A 17,577-nucleotide genomic window follows, 5' to 3' on the forward strand; every position below is an offset into this window, starting at 1 on the left:
GTGCGGACCTCGCACGGACGGGAGGATGCGCCGGACGGGGCCGGCCGGCCGACGGGTCAGCGCGCCGCGAGCGCGGCCTCTCCGGCCTTGCGCATCGCGGCCAGCGGAGCAGGCGTCCGCCCGGTCATCAGCTCCACCTGGAGCACCGCCTGGTGCACCAGGAGGTCCAGACCACCGACCACCGAGCCGCCGTGCGCGGCCCACGCGGTGGCCAGCGTGGTCGGCCAGGGCTCGTACAGCACGTCGAAGAGGGTGCCCGGGTCGTGCGGTACCGCGGCGGCGAGCGCGTCGGTGCTGCCGGCCGGCGTGGTGGCGATGACCAGCGGCTCCCGGAACGCCTCCGCGGCGTCCTCCCAGGACGCGGTCCGGACCGTGACTCCCAGCCGCTCGCCCCAGCCGCGCATCTCCGCCGCGCGAGCGTCGCTGCGGACGTACGCGGTCACCTCGCCCGTGCAGATCCGCGAGAGCGCGGCGAGCGCCGAGGAGGCGGTGGCTCCCGCTCCGAGGATCGCCGCCCGTTCGACCCGCTCCACGCCGCGCTCGCGCAGCGCGGCGATCATGCCCGGGATGTCGGTGTTGTCGCCGACGATGCGCCCCTCATCGGTCCGCACGACGGTGTTGACCGCCTCCACGGAGGCCGCGGTCTCGCTGATCTCGTCGAGCAGCGGAATCACGGCGCGCTTGAGCGGCATGGTCAGTGACAGGCCCGCCCAGCCCGCGTCGAGTCGCTCCATGAAGGCGGGCAGCCCCGCTTCGTCGACCTCGTGACGGCCGTACTCCCAGTCGCTCAGCCCGAGTTCGTCATAGGCGGCACGGTGCAGCACCGGGGAGAGGGAGTGGGCGATGGGCGATCCGAGGACCGCGGCTCTGCGTGGGGCGCTCATTCGCTGGCCTTCTCGCGTTCCTGTTCATAGAGACGGCGGTTGCGCTCGTGCTCTTCGTTCGTCTCGGCGAACAGTGTCTTTTCCGGATTGATCGAGACGAAGTAATACCAGTTGCCGTGTGCCGGGTTGATGGCCGACTTCAGTGCCTCCTCGCCCGGATTCCCGATCGGGCCGGGCGGCAGCCCCTTGAACTTGTAGGTGTTGTAGGGGTCGTTGAAATTCCGCAGATCGTCGACTGACCCGGTGTCCAGGGTGCTCTGGGACCGTGCGTAATTCACCGTGGAATCGAAGTCGAGCAGACCGTAGGTCTCCGTGTTGTCCGGCTTCAGACGGTTGTAGACGACGGTCGCGACCTTCACGAAGTCGTGCTTGTACTTGCCCTCGGCCTGCGTGAGGCTGGCGACCGTGAGCAGCTGCATCGGCGAGTCGAGCTTGAGCTTTTGCGCATTCGACTCCAGGTCGTACTTCTCGTAGACCTGATTGGCTCGCGCGACCATCTGCTTCAGGACCGCGGCCGGCTTCGCGTCCTCACCCACGCTGTAGGTCGAGGGATAGAGGAAGCCCTCCAGCGGGTCCTTGAGCTTGGCGGAATGGGAGGCCCACGTGGGCAGTCCCAGGTTCTTGACCTGGCTCTTGGCGATCTTCTTCGTGGTGCCGGTCTTGAGCTTGAGCTTTTTGTCGATGAGTTCGTAGACCGATCCCGAGCGCAGCCCCTCACGGATCGTGAGGCCGTTACGGCTCTTGGGGTCCAGCATCAGCTCGATGGCAGCGGCTGCCGACATCTGCTTGCGCAGGGAGTACGCGCCGCCCTGCAGGCTGTTCGCCTTTTTGTTCTCGCCGGCCGCCTCGGTGAACGCGTCAGCGCTCTTGATCACGCCTTCGCGCTTGAGGATCAGCCCCATTTCCGAGACGTACGAGCCGTCCGGGATGTTCACCTGCACGGCACCGGAGCCCTCGCCCTCGAAGTCCGGGGCGGAGCCGAAGTGGCTCATGTAGAAGTCGTAGCCGAAATAGCCGACGGTTCCGATGATTCCGGTGAATACCCCCGCAATGACCAGGCAGGCCATTCCGCTGCGGCGTTTGTTCTTCTTGCCCCGGCGGTCGCGGGTGGCCCGGCGTTCCTCGCGGCGACCGGCCGGACGGTCGTCGTCCTCGTCGGCGTCGCCCGCGAAGAACGAGTGCTCGGGCTCCGGTTCGCGCTCTCGCGGCTCGGGTTCGGCACGCCAGTCGTCACCGGCAGCGTCGGTGTAGTGCGGCTCGGGCTGCTGGTGCTGCTGGAACTGCTGTTGGAATTGCTGCTGCTCCTGGGGCGCCTGCTGACGCAGATGCTGGGGCTGCGGCGGCGGGTACGCGTCCTGGGTGCCGTAGTAGTCGGGGCTCGCCCCGCTGTAGGGATCGACCGGCGGCTGCTGCCCGTAGGGGTCGTACGGGTCGTACGGCACCTGACCGGTCTGCGAGCCGTCCCAGCCCCCGTTGTACTGCTGTTGGGGATAGGAGTCGGGCTGCTGTCCGCCCCACTGAGGCTCCTGCGCCTGGCTTCCGTAGGACCCCTGTTCTCCGTAGAGCGGGTCTTCGGGATGCCACGGTTCGGAGCCGTAGCCCCGGCCATACTCGGTCATCGATCCCCTAGAGCCGAGAGGCGGTGCGCTCCTGACGGGCAGCGCGCCTGCTGTAACGATCCGCCTCTTCTTGCACGCGCGGCTGTTCGAACCGCCGCCGTATCGCGCGGAACGTTACCGTACCGCGATCAGATGACCACTTCGACGCTCTCGCCCGGGGGCTGCCCCGAGGTGCGTTCGGTCTCCAGCGCGCTCTGCAGGATGACCACGGCAGCAGCCTGATCGACCACCGAGCGGCCCTTCTTGCTCCTGACCCCGGAGGCCCGCAGGCCCTGGGTCGCTGTGACCGTCGACATACGCTCATCCACCAGCCGGACCCCTACGGGTGCGACGTTCTTCGCCATCTCCTGGGCGAACGCCCGCACCTTGGCCGCGGCGGGCCCCTCTCCCCCGTTGAGGGAGCGGGGCAGGCCGACCACGACCTCGAGCGGCTCGTACTCCTCGACGATCGCCTTGAGACGGCGGTGAGCTGCCGGGACGTCACGTCCCGGCACCGTCTCGACGGGGGTGGCGAGGACCCCGTCGGGGTCGCACGAGGCGACCCCGATGCGGGCGTCCCCGACATCCACGGCGATGCGCCTGCCACGTCGCATGGAACTCATGTGGTTCAGGCCGCCTCGGCGACGAGGCGCTCGACGGCCTCGATGGCCTCCGGCACGGCGGCGGCGTTCTGCCCGCCGCCCTGGGCGACGTCCGGCTTGCCGCCGCCGCCTCCGCCGAGCGTCTTGGCGGCCGTACGGACCAGCTCGCCGGCCTTGATGCCGCGCTCGCGGGCGGCCTCGTTGGTGGCGATGACCGTCACCGGGCGGCCGTTCGCGACCGTGAAGAGGGCCACGACCGCGGCGCGGTCACCGGGGATCCGGCCCCGCACGTCGAGCACGAGCTTGCGCAGGTCGTCGGCGGAGGTGCCGTCGGGCACCTGTCCGGCGGCCAGCGCCACGCCGCGTACGTCCTTGGCGCCATCTGCCAGCCCGGCGGCGGCCTGCAGCACCTTCTCGGCGCGGAACTTCTCGATCTCCTTCTCGGCGTCCTTCAGCTTGGCCAGGACACCGGAGATCTTCTCGGGCAGCTCGTCCGGGCGGCCCTTGACCAGCTCGGTGAGCTGCGAGACGACGGTGTGCTCACGGGCCAGGAACTTGTAGGCGTCCACGCCGACCAGCGCCTCGACCCGGCGGACACCGGAGCCGATGGAGGACTCGCCGAGCAGCTTCACCAGACCCAGCTGGGCGGTGTTGTGGACGTGTGTGCCGCCGCACAGCTCCTTGGAGAAGTCGCCGATGGTGACCACGCGGACGCGGTCGCCGTACTTCTCACCGAACTCGGCGATGGCGCCCTGCTTCTTGGCGTCCTGCATGCTCATGACCTCGGCATGCACGTCGAGCTCCCGGGAGAGCACCTCGTTGATCTTCTGCTCGACGTCCGTGAGGACCCCGCCGGGCACGGCGGCCGGCGAGCCGAAGTCGAAGCGGAAGCGGCCCGGGGAGTTCTCGGACCCGGCCTGGGCGGCCGTCGGCCCGAGGGCGTCGCGCAGCGCCTGGTGGGTGAGGTGGGTGGCGCTGTGGGCACGGGCGATGGCCCGCCGGCGGGCGATGTCGATGGCGGCGTACGCGGCCGAGCCGAGCACCACCTCGCCGACCTGGACCACACCCTTGTGGACCGTGACGCCGGGCACCGGCTGCTGGACGTCGCGGACCTCGACGACGGCGCCGGAGTCCAGCTTGATCCGGCCGGTGTCGGCGAGCTGGCCGCCGCCCTCGGCGTAGAAGGGGGTGCGGTCCAGGACGACCTCGACGTCGTCGCCCTCGTGGGCGGCGGGCGCCGGGACGCCGTTGACCAGCAGGCCGACGATGCTGGACTCGCCCTCGGTGGCGCTGTAGCCGGTGAACTCCGTGGCGCCGGACTTGTCGGCGACCGCGCGGTAGGCGGAGAGGTCGACGTGGCCGCTCTTCTTGGCCTGGGCGTCGGCCTTGGCGCGCTCCCGCTGCTCCTTCATCAGGCGGCGGAAGCCGTTCTCGTCCACCGAAAGGCCCTGCTCGGCGGCCATTTCGAGGGTGAGGTCGATCGGGAAGCCCCAGGTGTCGTGGAGCAGGAACGCCTTGTCGCCGGCCAGGACCGTCCCGCCGGAGGCCTTGGTCTCGGTGACGGCGGTGTCGAGGATGTTGGTGCCGGCCTTCAGCGTCTTGACGAAGGCCGCCTCCTCGGCGAGGGCGACCGTCTCGATGCGGCGGCGGTCCTCCAGCAGCTCCGGGTACTGCTGACCCATGGTCTTGATGACGACGTCCAGCAGCTCGCCGACGACCAGTCCGCTCGCGCCGAGCAGGCGCATGTTGCGGATGGCGCGGCGCATGATGCGGCGCAGGACGTACCCGCGGCCCTCGTTGCCGGGGGTGACGCCGTCGCCGATGAGCATCGTGGACGTGCGCATGTGGTCGGCGACGACGCGCAGTGAGACATCGCTGTCGTGCGCGGCGCCGTAGCGGACGCCGGTCAGCTCGGTGGCCTTGTCGATGACGACCCGCAGGGTGTCCGTCTCGTACATGTTGCGGACGTCCTGCAGGATCATCGCCAGGCGCTCGAGGCCGAGACCGGTGTCGATGTTCTGGCTGGGCAGGTCGCCGAGGATCTCGAAGTCCTCCTTGCCCGTGCCGGCGCCGCGCTCGTACTGCATGAAGACCAGGTTCCAGATCTCCACGTACCGCTCGTCATTGACGGCCGGGCCGCCCTCGACGCCGAACTCGGGGCCACGGTCGTAGTTGATCTCGGAACACGGGCCACAGGGGCCGGGGACGCCCATGGACCAGTAGTTCTCCGACTTGCCGAGGCGCTGGATGCGCTCCTTGGGCACCCCGACGACCTCGTGCCAGATGCGCTCGGCCTCGTCGTCGTCGAGGTAGACGGTGATCCAGAGCTTCTCCGGGTCCAGGCCGTAGCCGCCGTCGGCCTGCGAGCTGGTCAGCAGCTCCCAGGCGTACTTGATGGCGCCTTCCTTGAAGTAGTCGCCGAAGGAGAAGTTGCCGCACATCTGGAAGAACGTGCCGTGCCGGGTGGTCTTGCCGACCTCTTCGATGTCCGGCGTGCGCACGCACTTCTGGACGCTGGTGGCCCGGTCGAAGGGAGGCTTGACCTCGCCGAGGAAGTACGGCTTGAAGGGGACCATGCCCGCGGGGACGAGCAACAGCGTCGGGTCGTCCGCGATGAGCGACGCCGACGGCACGACGGTGTGCCCGCGCTCCTCGAAGAAGCGCAGCCAGCGGCGGCGGATTTCAGCCGACTCCATCAGTGGTCCTCATTTCCAGTCGGTCCGGTGAGCCCGGTCGGTCCGGTTGTTCTCGTGGTTCGGTACTGCGTTTCGAGCACCGCGCGCGAGCGCGGTCCGGGCAGCTCGCGCGCCTCACCCGTCTCTCCGAGACCGAGGGCGTCGTGCAGCTGTTCTTCACGGTCCGCCATTCCCGTGCGTACGTCCAATGCAAATTGGCGCAGCCGGTGGCCGGTCTCGACTGCCTTGTCCGCGGCCTGCGCCGCGAGGCTGTCGGGCTGCAGCTTGCGCAGCTTGCGGTGGACCTTGTTGGTGGCCCAGACGCCGGCGGCGGCGCCGGTGGTGAACCAGAATGCGCGGCGGAACATCGCTGTGATCAGTCCTTGGAGCGACGGTTGCGGCGCCCGCCGCGGCGGGCGCCGGGCAGGGTACGGCCGACGACGGTGCGCTGCGGCTCGGGTGCGCCCTTCTTGCCGATCGCACGGCGTACGCCGTAGCCGAACGCGGCGACCTTGACCAGCGGTCCGCCGAAGGCGGAGGAGACGGTCGAGGAGAGCGCGGAGGCGTTGGCGGTGACCTCTTGGACATCGGCGGCGATGGCGTCGACCCGGGCGAGCTGGCTGTGCGCGGAGCGGACGGTCTCGGACGCGTCGGCGAGGAGCGGGACGGCCTGGTCGGACACCTCGGCCACCATCTTGGTGGTCGCCTTGAGCGTCTGCGCGAGCCTCACCAGCACAAGGGCGAGGAACGACACGAGGATCGCCCAGAAGACGGCCACGAGGATCCCGGCCACCTCTCCACCGGACACGTTGGCACCACTCTCCGACTGGTCTGCTCTGGGATCGGCCCGCTCGGCCGGCCCGCTCGAACGGCAACCTTGACCTTATCGCGCCGTGACTGTCCGTCCGCACCCCGATCCCCGCGCCCCGAGAGGGAATCGGAAGGAGTGATTGTACGGTCCGCACACCTCCGAGTACGCTCCGTGTCCCATGCGACGCTTCACGCGCCCCGAACGCCCTTCCCGCCCCGCTCCGGCCCCTGTGCGGGCGCCGGGAAATCTGCCCGCGGAACTCAATCGCTTCGTCGGCCGGGACGACGAACTGGCCGTGCTGGCGCAGCGGCTGGATGCCGCCCGGCTCGTGACCTTGACCGGCCTGGGGGGCATCGGAAAAACGCGCCTCGCCATCCACGGGGCCGCGATCTTGCAGGATCGCTTCTGCGACGGGGCGTGGCTGGTCGAGTTGTCCGCGGTACGCGACCCCGGGGTGCTGGAGCACGCCTTCGTGGAGGCGCTTGCGGTCGCCGACCACTCCGGGCGGCCACCGCGCACCGCCCTGCTCGACCATCTCGCGGACCGTGAACTGCTGCTCGTCGTCGACGGATACGAGCATCTGGTGGACGGGTGCGCCGAGCTGGTCGCCGCCCTCCTGCGGCGCGCCCCGGGCCTGCGGGTACTCGCCGCCGGCCGACGCCCGCTGGGAGTGGCGGGCGAGGAGAACCTGCCCGTGCGGCCGATGAGCCGCGCCGACGCGGTCGGGCTCTTCGCGGACCGTGCCGCCTGCGTCGTGACCGGCTTCGCCGTACGACCGTCCAACGAGGCCGCGGTCACCGAACTCTGCCGCCGCCTCGACGGCATTCCGCTCGCGCTGGAACTGGCCGCGGGGCGGCTGGGCGCCCTCTCCGTGGAACAGGTGCTGCACCGTCTCGACGACCGGTTCCGGCTGCTGACCGGCACCACCCGCGGTGGACCGCCACGCCACCAGGCGCTGCGGACGGCGATCGGCTGGAGCCATGAGCTGTGCACGGCCGATGAGCGCCTGCTGTGGGCCCGGCTCTCGGTCTTCGCCGGGCAGTTCGACCTGGAGGCGGCCGAGTACATCTGCTCGGGCCCGGAGCTGCCGACCGAGGAACTCCTCGACGTCCTGGGGGAGTTGGTCGCCCAGTCGGTGCTGGTGCGCGAGGAGACTGCCACCGGCGTGCGCTACCGGATGCTGGACACCGTACGGGCGTACGGCGCGGACTGGCTGGAGGCGACGGCCGACGCCGACCGGATGCGTCGTCGGCACCGCGACTGGTACCTGGGCCTGGCCACCTGGTGCGAACTGGACTGGTTCAGCCCTCGGCAGGCCGTGATCGCGGCCCGGATCGAGTCGGAGCTGCCCAATCTGCGGGTGGCCCTGGAGCAGAGCCTGGAGAGCGAGCTCGACGCACACCTCGGCCAGTACCTAGCGGGCACCCTGTGGTTCTACTGGGTGGGTTGCGGCCGCCTCTCGGAGGGCCGGCACTGGCTCGAACGGGCACTGGAGCTGCACAGCGGCCACGACGAGGCACGGCTGAAGGCGCTGTGGGTGCTCGGCTACGTCGCGGTGCTCCAGGGAGACACGGTGGGCGCGATGGGGGCGCTCCAGGAGTGCCGGGAGGACGCCGAGCGCACCGGGAACGCCACGGCGGCGGCGTACGCCCTGCACCGCACCGGCTGCCTGGCGCTGGTCTGCGACGACATGCCGCGCGCGGAGACGCTGCTGCGCGACGCGCTCGACCGCTACCGGGAGATCGGCGAACTCAACAGCAATGTGCTCATGGGGCAGGTCGAGCTGGCGATGGCGGTGGCGTTCCAGGGCGAGCTGGAAGGCGCGGTGCAGCTGTGCGAGGAAGTCCAGCAGGTGTGCGACGACCACGGCGAGCGCTGGACGCTGGCGTACGCGCAGTTCGTCCTGGCCTACGCGGCGTGGACCCGCGGTGAGGGCGGACGGGCCCGGGCGCTGCTGGAGGAGTGCCTGACCATCGACCACACCTTCCACGACCTGCTGGGGTCCGTGCTGGCGATCGAGTTGCTGGCGCTGGTGACCCTCGGCGAGGGGGACGCGGAGGAGGCCGCGGTGCTGCAGGGAGCCGCGGGCCGGATCTGGCCGTCGGTGGGACTGCCGCTGTTCGGCTCGCGCTACTACAACCAGCCGCACGCGCTGTGCGAGGAGCGGGCACGGGCCCTGCTGGGCGCCGAGCGTTACGCGGACTGCCTGGACGCGGGCGCCCGGCTGGATCTCGATGCGACGGTGGCCAGGATCCTCTGCCGTACCCGACCGGGGGTGCCGGGGCCCCGTCGCTCGGTGCGCATCACGGCCTCTTTCACGAACGAACCCGCCGCCTCCCCCTCCGCGAGCGGTGGGGAGACGGCGGGCTGAGTGCCGTTCGCCTGAGCGACTGCGCCTGAATTTATCGGGCGTAGTACTCGACGACGAGCTGCTCGTCGCAGATCACCGGGATCTCCTTGCGGTTCGGGTCCCGGTCGAGACGGAACGCCAGAGCCGGCAGGTTGACCTCGAGGTAGCGCGGGGTCTCACCGTCGGTGTCGTAGCCACCCTCACGGGCGACCTGGAAGGGGTGCTTCTCGCGGCTGCGCTCGCGGACCATCACGACGTCGCCGGGGCGGACGCGGAAGGACGGCTTGTCGACCTTGCGGTCGTTGACCGCGATGTGGCCGTGGACGACCATCTGGCGGGCCTGGTAGATGGTGCGGGCGATGCCCGACCGCAGGACGAGCGCGTCCAGACGGCGCTCAAGCTCGATGATCAGCGCTTCGCCGGTCTTGCCTTCGACCTTCCGAGCGCGGTCGTAGGCACGCGCCATCTGGCGCTCGCTGATGTCGTACTGAGCACGCAGACGCTGCTTCTCGAGCAGACGGACCTTGTAGTCACTGCTCTGCTTGCGGCCACGGCCGTGCTCGCCGGGCGGGTAGGGACGGGCCTCGAAGTACTTGACGGCCTTCGGCGTCAGGGCGATGCCGAGAGCGCGCGACTTCTTGACCTTGGGACGCGACTGGTTCACGTGGAACGGACCTCCGTGTAAGTTAGGTGAGGCTTACCTTACCGCGAGGAGAACGCATGTTTCGACCTGGGATCCCCCTGCCCAGTGCCCAAAGCACCGAGGCGGGTCAGCCGCGTCCCGTGGAAGACGCCCAGCAGCCCACTGCTGCCGAGCGCGTACGAACCCTCGTCGAGTCCAATGGTATGGCGTCTTTGAGCATCCCTGGTGTCGAGGACCTCGATGAGAGCGGTCTCTCGGCACCGGTCTGCCGAACCGTGACACCCGACGGAGACCTGCTATTGCTGGTCCCTGGCGACTGTGCGGCGGCTCGGGCGGCTGCGTACGCGCAGGACGACGACCTTACCGCAGTGATGGAGATCACGGATGTCGCGCCGGTTTCGGTACCGCACCGCATCCGCGGACGGGCCTGGGTGGCCGGCTGGCTGACCGCCGTACGCAACGAGCAGCGCGCCGAGGCGGCGATGCTCCTCGCCGAGCGGCACCCCGTCGGCGAGCTGCTCGGCATCGGCGAGGCACTCCAGCCCCAGCCTGCGCCGGGGCTGTCCGGACGGGCCGCCTGGATGATGCTCCGCCTGGAGGTCGGCGAGGGCGCGGTGGACGATCTGTGGGGCGCCGAGCCCGTCGAGCCCGACGAGTTCGCCGCCGCCGTTCCCGATCCGCTGGTGGCCCACGAGGCGGAGCTGCTGCAGCATCTGCACACGGCGCACGACGACCAGGTGCGGGGGCTGTGCGCGCTGCTCGGCGACCGGTCGCAGATCTGCGGCGTGCGTGACCGGGTCGTGCCGGTGGCGCTCGACCGCTTCGGGCTGCGGGTCCGCTTCACCGACACCGACCACCGCTCCTTCGATGCCCGGTTCGACTTTCCGGAGCCGGTCCGGGATGTCGCCGAACTCCGCCGCGCGATGCACACGCTCTTCGAGGCCGCGGCGGAATGACTCCCGCATCGAAATGACCCGAAGAGGCGACACGACGGCCGCCGGGGCTGACGCACCACCTTGACCGCGACGGGCTGCGGCCCGTCGCGGCCGTCAGTCGCCGGTCTCGCCGCGCAGCCGGGCACGGACCCGGTCGGCGACGTCGGCGTAGCGCGCCTCGGCGCCGTGCCGGGTGGGGGTGTAGTAGCGCGTGCCGTGCACCTCGTCCGGCGCGTACTGCTGGGCCGCGATGCCGCCCGGCAGGTCGTGCGGGTACTGGTAGCCCTTGCCGTGGCCCAGCTTCTCCGCGCCCTTGTAGTGGCCGTCGCGCAGATGCGGCGGCACCGGGCCCGCCTTGCCCGCCCGGACGTCGGCCAGCGCGGCGTCGATCGCGGTGTAGGCGGCGTTCGACTTGGGGGCCAGGGCGAGGGCGATGGTGGCCTGGCCGAGGGTGATCCGGGCCTCCGGGAAGCCGATCATCGCCACGGCCTGGGCGGCGGCGACCGCGGTCTGCAGGGCCGAGGGATCGGCCAGACCGATGTCCTCGCTCGCCGAGATCATCAGCCGGCGGGCGATGAAACGGGGGTCCTCCCCCGCCTCGATCATGCGGGCGAGGTAGTGCAGAGCGGCATCGACATCGGAGCCGCGAATGGACTTGATCAGGGCGCTGGCGACGTCGTAGTGCTGGTCGCCGCTGCGGTCGTACTTCACCGCAGCGCGGTCGACGGACTCCTCCAGCGTCTGGAGGGTGATCTCCTTCTCCCCCTTGGACAGCGCCGATCCGGCGCCCGCCTCCAGGGCCGTCAGCGCCCGCCGGGCGTCGCCGCCCGCGATACGCAGCAGATGCGCCTCGGTGTCCTCGGGGAGGGTCACCGCGCCCGCGAGCCCTCGGGCGTCGGTCAGGGCCCGGTGCAGCAGGCCGCGCAGGTCGTCGTCCGTGAGCGGTTCGAGGGTCAGCAGCAGCGAGCGGGAAAGCAGCGGGGAGATCACCGAGAAGTACGGGTTCTCGGTGGTCGCTGCGATCAGGGTGACCCAGCGGTTCTCGACGGCCGGGAGCAGGGAGTCCTGCTGGGCCTTGCTGAAGCGGTGGATCTCGTCGAGGAAGAGGACGGTGTCCTTCCCGAATCCGCCCGAGGCGCGCCGGGCGCCGTCGATGACCGCCCGGACCTCCTTGACGCCCGCGGTGATCGCGGAGAGCTCCACGAAGCGCTTGTTCGTCGCCTGGCTGACGACATACGCGAGGGTCGTCTTGCCGATGCCCGGCGGCCCCCACAGGAAGACGGAGGACGGCCCCGCGGGTCCTCCGCTGCCCTCCCCCACCAGGCGGCGCAGGGGCGAGCCCGGCTTGAGCAGATGCTGCTGTCCCACGACCTCGTCGAGGGTGCGCGGGCGCATCCGCACGGCGAGGGGAGACCCCGCGGGGTCCTTCTCTTGACGGTCTTCGGCAGCGGCGGTGAACAGGTCGGGCTCCACGCTCACGAGCCTATGTCACGCCACTGACAACGCCGCCTGCCACGGTCCTGACCGGCAGGCGGGGACCTAGAGCAGGGTGCTCCAGTACGTCGACCACCACTTGGTGAGGATCAGCAGTGTGATCACGCCGTACCAGAGAACCGGCACGACCCAGTGGAACTCCAGCACGTTCCTGCGCAGGCCCTCGGGGCACGGGATGATGCGGTGCTTGATGTTGTGCACGGTGGTGTACCAGAACATCAGGATGGTGACGCACCAGGTCAGCGTGCACCACAGACATAGCGAGTTGATGACGTACAGCGACTGGGACATCAGCCACATGCAGAAGACCGTGCCGAGCAGCGTGCCGATGTTCAGGCCGATCCAGAACCAGCGGCGGTAGCGGGCGCCCGCCACCAGACCCATGCCGATCGCGACGACCGCGCCGAACGCGACCAGCCCGGCGACCGGGTTCTGGAAGCCGAAGACCTCCGCCTGCCAGCTCTTCATCACGTTGCCGCAGGAGATGATCGGGTTGAGGCTGCAGGCCGGCTTGAAGTTCGGGTCCTTCAGCAGCTCGATCTTGTCGAGCGTGATGACCCAGGAGGCCAGGATGCCCAGTGCGCCGGTGATCACCAAGAGCCAGGCGAGACCGCGACCCGATCCAATGGTGCCCGCGCCGCTCGCGCGGTCGTCTTCGGTGGACACGTCGCCGTCAATCGCTGTCGTCGTCATATCGCCGTTCCGTCGATCCCATGGGAGATGAGGGTGAGCTAGCGGAGCCGCGGGGCCGCGGCCGTCCCTCATTCTGCCTCACCTTCACTACGGGTCACCGTTCGATGAACATAAAGACGAACGGCCGCGGGGCGCCCCGACCGGCGCCACCGCCGGTTTCCGGCCCGGGCCACGCCGCCCCGGGCGCCGGTGAGCCCGCGGACGAATCATGCAGCGGGATGAAGGGCCGGGCCCCGCGTTGACGGGGAAGCCCCTCTTCGCACCGCCCACGCGACATGAGGGGCCCGGACGGTGCTGTCACCGTCCGGGCCCCTCATGCGCTTGCCTGCCGTGCGTGGGCTCAGCCCAGGATGCGCCGGATCTCGTCGACGACGCCGTCCAGCGCGACCGGGGTCTGCTCGCCGCTCTCCAGGTCCTTGATCTGGACGAGGCCCTCGGCCAGATCCCGCTCGCCGGCCACCAGCGCCAGCCGCGCGCCGGAGCGGTTGGCCGACTTCATGGCGTTCTTCAGGCCCTTGCCGCCGTACGCGAAGTCGGTGGCGACGCCGGCCCTGCGCAGCGCGGTGACCGCGGCGAACAGCACCCGGCGGGCCTCCTCGCCGAGCGGGACGGCGTAGACGGCGGTTGCGGCGGGGATGTCGAGCGTGATGCCCTCCGCCTCAAGCGCCAGGACCGTACGGTCCACGCCGAGCGCCCAGCCGACGGACGGCAGCGCGGGACCGCCGATCATCTCGGACAGACCGTCGTAGCGACCGCCGCCGCCCACCGCGGACTGCGAGCCCAGGCCGTCGTGGACGAACTCGAAGGTGGTGCGGGTGTAGTAGTCGAGGCCCCGGACCAGCTTCTCGTCGTCCTCGAACCGCACGCCCGCCGCGGTCAGCAGTTCGCGCACCTGCTCGTGGTACGCCTTGCACGCCTCGCACAGGTAGTCGCGCAGGGCCGGGGCCCCGACCAGCTGCTTCTGCACGGCGTCGCGCTTGTCGTCCAGGACCCGCAGCGGGTTGATCTCGATCCGGCGGCGGGTCTCCTCGTCCAGCTCCAGACCCCGGAGGAACTCCTGCAGGGCGGCGCGGTAGACGGGCCGGCACTCGGCGTCGCCGAGCGAGTTCAGCAGGATGCGGAACTCACGCAGCCCGAGCGAGCGGTACGCCTGGTCGGCCAGGAGGATCAACTCGGCGTCGAGCGCGGGGTCCTCCGTGCCGATCGCCTCGGCACCGACCTGCGAGAAGTGGCGGTAGCGGCCCTTCTGCGGACGCTCGTAGCGGTAGTAGGAGCCGGAGTACCAGAGCTTGACGGGGAGGTTGCCGCCCTTGTGGAGGTTGGCCTCGAGCGCCGCGCGCAGCACGGACGCGGTGCCCTCGGGGCGCAGCGCGAGCTGGTCGCCGCCCTTGGTCTCGAAGGCGTACATCTCCTTGGTCACGATGTCGGTGGACTCACCGACACCCCGCGCGAACAGCTCGACGTTCTCGAAGCCGGGCGTCTCGATATAGCCGTACCCGGAGTTCCGCAGCGGCGAGGAGATCGCCTCGCGCACCGCGAGATAGGTCGCGGAATTCGGGGGGAGCAGGTCGTACGTGCCCTTGGGGGCCTGAAAGGTGCTCACGGAAGGTCTCGTCACATTCCTCGTCGCGGAGCGGCGGTGAAGCCGTCTCCGAAGCCGGCGGCCACTTCCCGGAGATAGGGGTTGACGGCGCGCTCGCGGCCGATGGTGGTCTGGGGGCCGTGGCCGGACAGCACGACGGTGGAGTCCTCCAGCGGCAGGCACACTCGCGCCAGCGACTGCAGGATCTCGGCGTGGTCGCCGCCCGGCAGATCGGTACGTCCGATGGAGCCGGCGAACAGCAGGTCGCCCGAGAAGAAGACCGGCGGGATGTCGGCCTGCTCGGGCATCCTGAACGTCACCGACCCCTTGGTATGGCCCGGCGCGTGCGCGACGGAGAACTCCATGCCGGCCAGCTCCAGCGCGCCGCCGTCGGTCAGCTCCTTGACGTCGTCCGGCTCCCCCACGGTGAGTTCGCCCATGAGCTGCGCACCGATGGAGCGGCCGAGGGCCTTCTCCGGGTCGCTCATCATGTAGCGGTCCTCGGGGTGGATCCAGGCCGGGACGTCATGCGCGCCGCACACCGGGACGACCGAGGCGACGTGGTCGATGTGGCCGTGGGTGAGGATGACCGCGACGGGCTTGAGCCGATGCTTCGCGACGGCGTCCTCGACTCCTTGGGCGGCCTGGTGGCCCGGGTCGATGATGACGCACTCCTCGCCTGCGGCGGGGGCGACCAGATAGCAGTTGGTCCCCCAGGCCCCGGCGGGGAACCCGGCAATCAGCACGTTCGTCCTTAAAGGTCGGTGAAGGTCGGCGGAGAGCGGTCCGCGGGACCGATCCCGGAACATCTCGGCAGCTCGAGAGCCTACCGGCGGGACTCCCGGCGGGGCGAACCCGTATACGGTACGGCCACGGCAGACAAGAGCGGCGCAACGCTCACGACAAGGAGACGACCGGTGGTCAGCAGCGATCAGCGGCGGCGGAAGCTCGCCCGGGAGAAGTTCGAGCGCCAGCAGCAACGGCGGTCCGCGGCCCGCCGGAAGACCAAACGCCGCAATGTGATCATGGCGTCCGCCCTGGCCGTGGTCCTTGCCGCCGGTGCCGCCGCCTACGCCTCGGCGGGGCTGGCCGGCGGCGCGGACTCCGACCGGGCCGCGGCCACTCCCACGAAGGCGCCGGACCCCTGCGCCAAGCCCGCGAAGGGCTCCCCGTCCAAGAAGACGTGGAAGAAGGAGCCGGCGATGACGGTCGACACCTCGGCCTCGTACGCCGTGCAGCTCGGCACCACCTGCGGCCCGATCGAGCTGAAGCTTGACGCCCGCAAGGCGCCGCACACCGTGAACTCCTTCGCCTTCCTCGCAGGCCAGGGCTACTTCGACCACAGCAGGTGCCATCGCCTGGTCGACCAGGGCATCTACGTCCTGCAGTGCGGCGACCCGGCCGGCACCGGCAAGGGCACCCCCGGCTACACCATCCCGGACGAGAACCTCAAGGACCCGCGGATCAAGGGCAACGTCTATCCGGCGGGCACGGTCGCGATGGCCAACCGCTACGACGGCAAGAGCGACAAGACCCGCGACTCCGGCGGCAGCCAGTTCTTCCTCGTCTACCAGGACAGCGAGTTGCCCCCCAACTACACACCGTTCGGAACCATCACCGGCGGTATGGACGTCCTGCGGAAGATCGCCAAAGCGGGTTCGACGGCCGATCCGGCAACCAACAACACCGCGCCGAACGCCACCGTCGTCATCAACCGGGCGACCGTCACGAAATCCTGACGGCTGCCCGGCCCGCCGGGGGCGAAGTGCCGTCGCCCCCGTGTGCGAACCGCGGAATTTTGGTCGTGCTGGATGCGGACAGCCGACCGCCGTTCGCCTAGATTGGCGTTGTGTAGGGTGCCTGCTCCGACGGCCTGCCACCCTCACCGCAAGACAGCCCGTCGGACCGGCCAGGGCGAGGCTCTGCCGGACAGAAACTGTGGACGATGCCGGGGGGCCGCACGCCCTCGTCGGCATCATGTGGAGGAGGCGCTGTGAGCAGCGACCCATGGGGCCGCGTCGATGAGACGGGGACCGTGTACGTGCGTACCGCCGACGGCGAGCAGGTTGTCGGATCGTGGCAGGCGGGATCTCCCGAGGAGGCCCTCGCCTACTTCGAGCGCAAGTACGAGGGCCTGGTCGTCGAAATCGGCCTCCTCGAGCGACGGGTCAAGACCACCGACCTGTCGGCGAAGGACGCCACGACCGCGATCGACCATCTGCGCCAGCAGGTCGACGAGCACCACGCGGTGGGTGATCTGGAAGCGCTGAGGAAGCGGCTGGACAAGCTCGTGTCCACGGTCGAGGCGCGGCGCGAGGAGCGCAAGGCGCAGAAGGCCAAGCAGAGCGACGAGGCCCGTCAGGCCAAGGAGAAGCTGGTCGCCGAGGCCGAGGAGCTGGCTGCCAGCGAGCAGTGGCGGGTGGCGGGCGAGCGGCTTCGGGCGCTGGTCGACACCTGGAAGGGCCTGCCGCGTCTGGACCGCAAGGCCGACGACGAGCTCTGGCACCGCTTCTCGCACGCCCGCTCGGCCTTCTCCAAGCGCCGCAAGGCGCACTTCGCGTCGCTGGACGCGCAGCGCGAGGATGCCCGCAAGGCCAAGGAGAAGCTGGTCGCCGACGCCGAGTCGCTGTCGAACTCGACGGACTGGGGGGCCACGGCCGCCCGCTACCGCGAGCTGATGGCGGACTGGAAGGCGGCCGGCCGCGCCCAGCGCGAGCACGAGGACGACCTGTGGAACCGCTTCCGCGGCGCGCAGGACGTCTTCTTCCAGGCGCGCAGCGAGGTCTTCGCGGAGCGCGACACCGAACAGCGGGAGAATCTGACCCGCAAGGAGGAGCTGGTCGCCGAGGCCGAGAAGCTCCTTCCGGTCTCCGATCTGAAGACGGCACGGGCGGCGTTCCGCTCGATCAACGAGCGGTGGGAGGCCATCGGCCACGTGCCGCGGGACGCCCGCCCGAAGATCGAGGGTCGGATGCACGCCGTCGAGCGCGCCATCCAGGAGTCCGAGGAGACCGAGTGGCGGCGTACCAACCCCGAGGCGCGGGCGCGCGCCGCGGGGCTGACGGGCCAGCTCCAGGACGCCGTCGACAAGCTGGAGAAGCAGATCGACACGGCGCGGGCGCAGTGCAACGACGCCAAGGCGGACAAGCTCGGCCGTGAGCTGGAGGGCCGTAAGGCACTGCTGGACCAGGCGCTGAAGGGCCTGGAGGAGTTCGGCGGCTGACCACCGAACACGGCGGAGGGCCCCGGTAGGCGATGCCTGCCGGGGCCCTCGTCATGTCGTGGGCGACCGCCGCGCACGGGCGGCGAC

The 17,577-nt window shown here is 70.2% G+C and carries 15 protein-coding genes; 4 read left to right on the forward strand and 11 right to left on the reverse strand.

The window, feature by feature from the left end; translation table 11 throughout:
• Positions 1 to 56: 56 nt before the first annotated feature.
• The 6 genes from ACGFZW_RS18580 to ACGFZW_RS18605 form a co-directional block, all read right to left on the reverse strand.
• Positions 57 to 884, reverse strand: coding sequence for a shikimate dehydrogenase (locus tag ACGFZW_RS18580; RefSeq protein ID WP_393894211.1), 828 nt, complete (start codon positions 882 to 884; stop codon positions 57 to 59).
• Entirely contained in the window at positions 881 to 2,503 is a 1,623-nt protein-coding gene (mltG, locus tag ACGFZW_RS18585) for an endolytic transglycosylase MltG (protein ID WP_393894212.1), read from the reverse strand. The genes ACGFZW_RS18580 and mltG overlap by 4 nt, the downstream gene beginning before the upstream one ends.
• Positions 2,504 to 2,631: 128 nt before the next feature.
• The gene (ruvX, locus tag ACGFZW_RS18590) at positions 2,632 to 3,096 is read right to left on the reverse strand and encodes a Holliday junction resolvase RuvX (protein ID WP_393894516.1); all 465 of its coding nucleotides are present in this window, start codon (positions 3,094 to 3,096) and stop codon (positions 2,632 to 2,634) included.
• A gap of 14 nt (positions 3,097 to 3,110) precedes the next feature.
• Positions 3,111 to 5,780, reverse strand: a complete 2,670-nt coding sequence (gene alaS, locus ACGFZW_RS18595; protein WP_393894213.1) for an alanine--tRNA ligase — start codon at positions 5,778 to 5,780, stop codon at positions 3,111 to 3,113.
• Entirely contained in the window at positions 5,780 to 6,127 is a 348-nt protein-coding gene (locus tag ACGFZW_RS18600; RefSeq protein WP_393894214.1) for a DUF6167 family protein, read from the reverse strand. Before ACGFZW_RS18600 ends, alaS begins: the two co-directional genes overlap by 1 nt.
• 8 nt (positions 6,128 to 6,135) lie before the next feature.
• A complete protein-coding gene (locus tag ACGFZW_RS18605) occupies positions 6,136 to 6,567 on the reverse strand; it encodes a DUF948 domain-containing protein (RefSeq protein ID WP_393894215.1) in 432 nt (143 codons plus the stop codon).
• A 181-nt stretch (positions 6,568 to 6,748) separates the two neighbouring features.
• On the opposite strand from ACGFZW_RS18605, the gene ACGFZW_RS18610 reads away from it, so the two are divergent.
• Positions 6,749 to 8,941, forward strand: coding sequence for an ATP-binding protein (locus ACGFZW_RS18610; RefSeq protein WP_393894216.1), 2,193 nt, complete (start codon positions 6,749 to 6,751; stop codon positions 8,939 to 8,941).
• 31 nt (positions 8,942 to 8,972) lie between these two features.
• Here the strand turns inward: ACGFZW_RS18610 and rpsD are convergent, their stop codons facing one another.
• Positions 8,973 to 9,584 carry a 30S ribosomal protein S4 gene (gene rpsD / locus ACGFZW_RS18615; RefSeq protein ID WP_393894217.1) on the reverse strand — a complete coding sequence of 204 codons (612 nt, stop codon included), beginning with the start codon at positions 9,582 to 9,584 and terminating at the stop codon, positions 8,973 to 8,975.
• Between the two features lie 182 nt (positions 9,585 to 9,766).
• On the opposite strand from rpsD, the gene ACGFZW_RS18620 reads away from it, so the two are divergent.
• The gene (locus ACGFZW_RS18620; protein WP_393894218.1) at positions 9,767 to 10,519 is read left to right on the forward strand and encodes a DUF2470 domain-containing protein; all 753 of its coding nucleotides are present in this window, start codon (positions 9,767 to 9,769) and stop codon (positions 10,517 to 10,519) included.
• A gap of 93 nt (positions 10,520 to 10,612) precedes the next feature.
• On the opposite strand, the gene ACGFZW_RS18625 is transcribed toward ACGFZW_RS18620, so the two are convergent.
• The 4 genes from ACGFZW_RS18625 to ACGFZW_RS18640 form a co-directional block, all read right to left on the reverse strand.
• Complete coding sequence (locus tag ACGFZW_RS18625; protein ID WP_393894219.1) at positions 10,613 to 11,971, reverse strand: replication-associated recombination protein A; 1,359 nt, start codon at positions 11,969 to 11,971, stop codon at positions 10,613 to 10,615.
• A 66-nt stretch (positions 11,972 to 12,037) separates the two neighbouring features.
• Positions 12,038 to 12,685, reverse strand: coding sequence for a vitamin K epoxide reductase family protein (locus tag ACGFZW_RS18630; protein ID WP_393894220.1), 648 nt, complete (start codon positions 12,683 to 12,685; stop codon positions 12,038 to 12,040).
• A gap of 340 nt (positions 12,686 to 13,025) precedes the next feature.
• Complete coding sequence (hisS, locus tag ACGFZW_RS18635; RefSeq protein WP_393894221.1) at positions 13,026 to 14,288, reverse strand: histidine--tRNA ligase; 1,263 nt, start codon at positions 14,286 to 14,288, stop codon at positions 13,026 to 13,028.
• An 11-nt stretch (positions 14,289 to 14,299) separates the two neighbouring features.
• Positions 14,300 to 15,013, reverse strand: a complete 714-nt coding sequence (locus ACGFZW_RS18640; protein ID WP_393894222.1) for an MBL fold metallo-hydrolase — start codon at positions 15,011 to 15,013, stop codon at positions 14,300 to 14,302.
• A 171-nt stretch (positions 15,014 to 15,184) separates the two neighbouring features.
• Between ACGFZW_RS18640 and ACGFZW_RS18645 the strand changes: the two genes are divergently transcribed.
• The gene (locus ACGFZW_RS18645; RefSeq protein ID WP_393894223.1) at positions 15,185 to 16,006 is read left to right on the forward strand and encodes a peptidylprolyl isomerase; all 822 of its coding nucleotides are present in this window, start codon (positions 15,185 to 15,187) and stop codon (positions 16,004 to 16,006) included.
• 254 nt (positions 16,007 to 16,260) lie between these two features.
• The gene (locus ACGFZW_RS18650; protein ID WP_393894224.1) at positions 16,261 to 17,490 is read left to right on the forward strand and encodes a DUF349 domain-containing protein; all 1,230 of its coding nucleotides are present in this window, start codon (positions 16,261 to 16,263) and stop codon (positions 17,488 to 17,490) included.
• The last annotated feature ends 87 nt before the right edge of the window (positions 17,491 to 17,577 follow it).

Source organism: Streptomyces sp. NPDC048248, assembly GCF_043201875.1.
In the GTDB taxonomy this organism is placed as follows: domain Bacteria; phylum Actinomycetota; class Actinomycetes; order Streptomycetales; family Streptomycetaceae; genus Streptomyces.

Bases quoted from the DNA above. Each gene is read 5' to 3' on its own strand.
- mltG (WP_393894212.1), bottom strand. From the start codon at position 2,503: ATGACCGAGTATGGCCGGGGCTACGGCTCCGAACCGTGGCATCCCGAA.
- alaS (WP_393894213.1), bottom strand. From the start codon at position 5,780: ATGGAGTCGGCTGAAATCCGCCGCCGCTGGCTGCGCTTCTTCGAGGAG.
- ACGFZW_RS18630 (WP_393894220.1), bottom strand. From the start codon at position 12,685: ATGACGACGACAGCGATTGACGGCGACGTGTCCACCGAAGACGACCGC.
- ACGFZW_RS18600 (WP_393894214.1), bottom strand. From the start codon at position 6,127: ATGTTCCGCCGCGCATTCTGGTTCACCACCGGCGCCGCCGCCGGCGTC.
- ruvX (WP_393894516.1), bottom strand. From the start codon at position 3,096: ATGCGACGTGGCAGGCGCATCGCCGTGGATGTCGGGGACGCCCGCATC.
- ACGFZW_RS18620 (WP_393894218.1), top strand. From the start codon at position 9,767: ATGGCGTCTTTGAGCATCCCTGGTGTCGAGGACCTCGATGAGAGCGGT.
- ACGFZW_RS18580 (WP_393894211.1), bottom strand. From the start codon at position 884: ATGAGCGCCCCACGCAGAGCCGCGGTCCTCGGATCGCCCATCGCCCAC.
- ACGFZW_RS18610 (WP_393894216.1), top strand. From the start codon at position 6,749: ATGCGACGCTTCACGCGCCCCGAACGCCCTTCCCGCCCCGCTCCGGCC.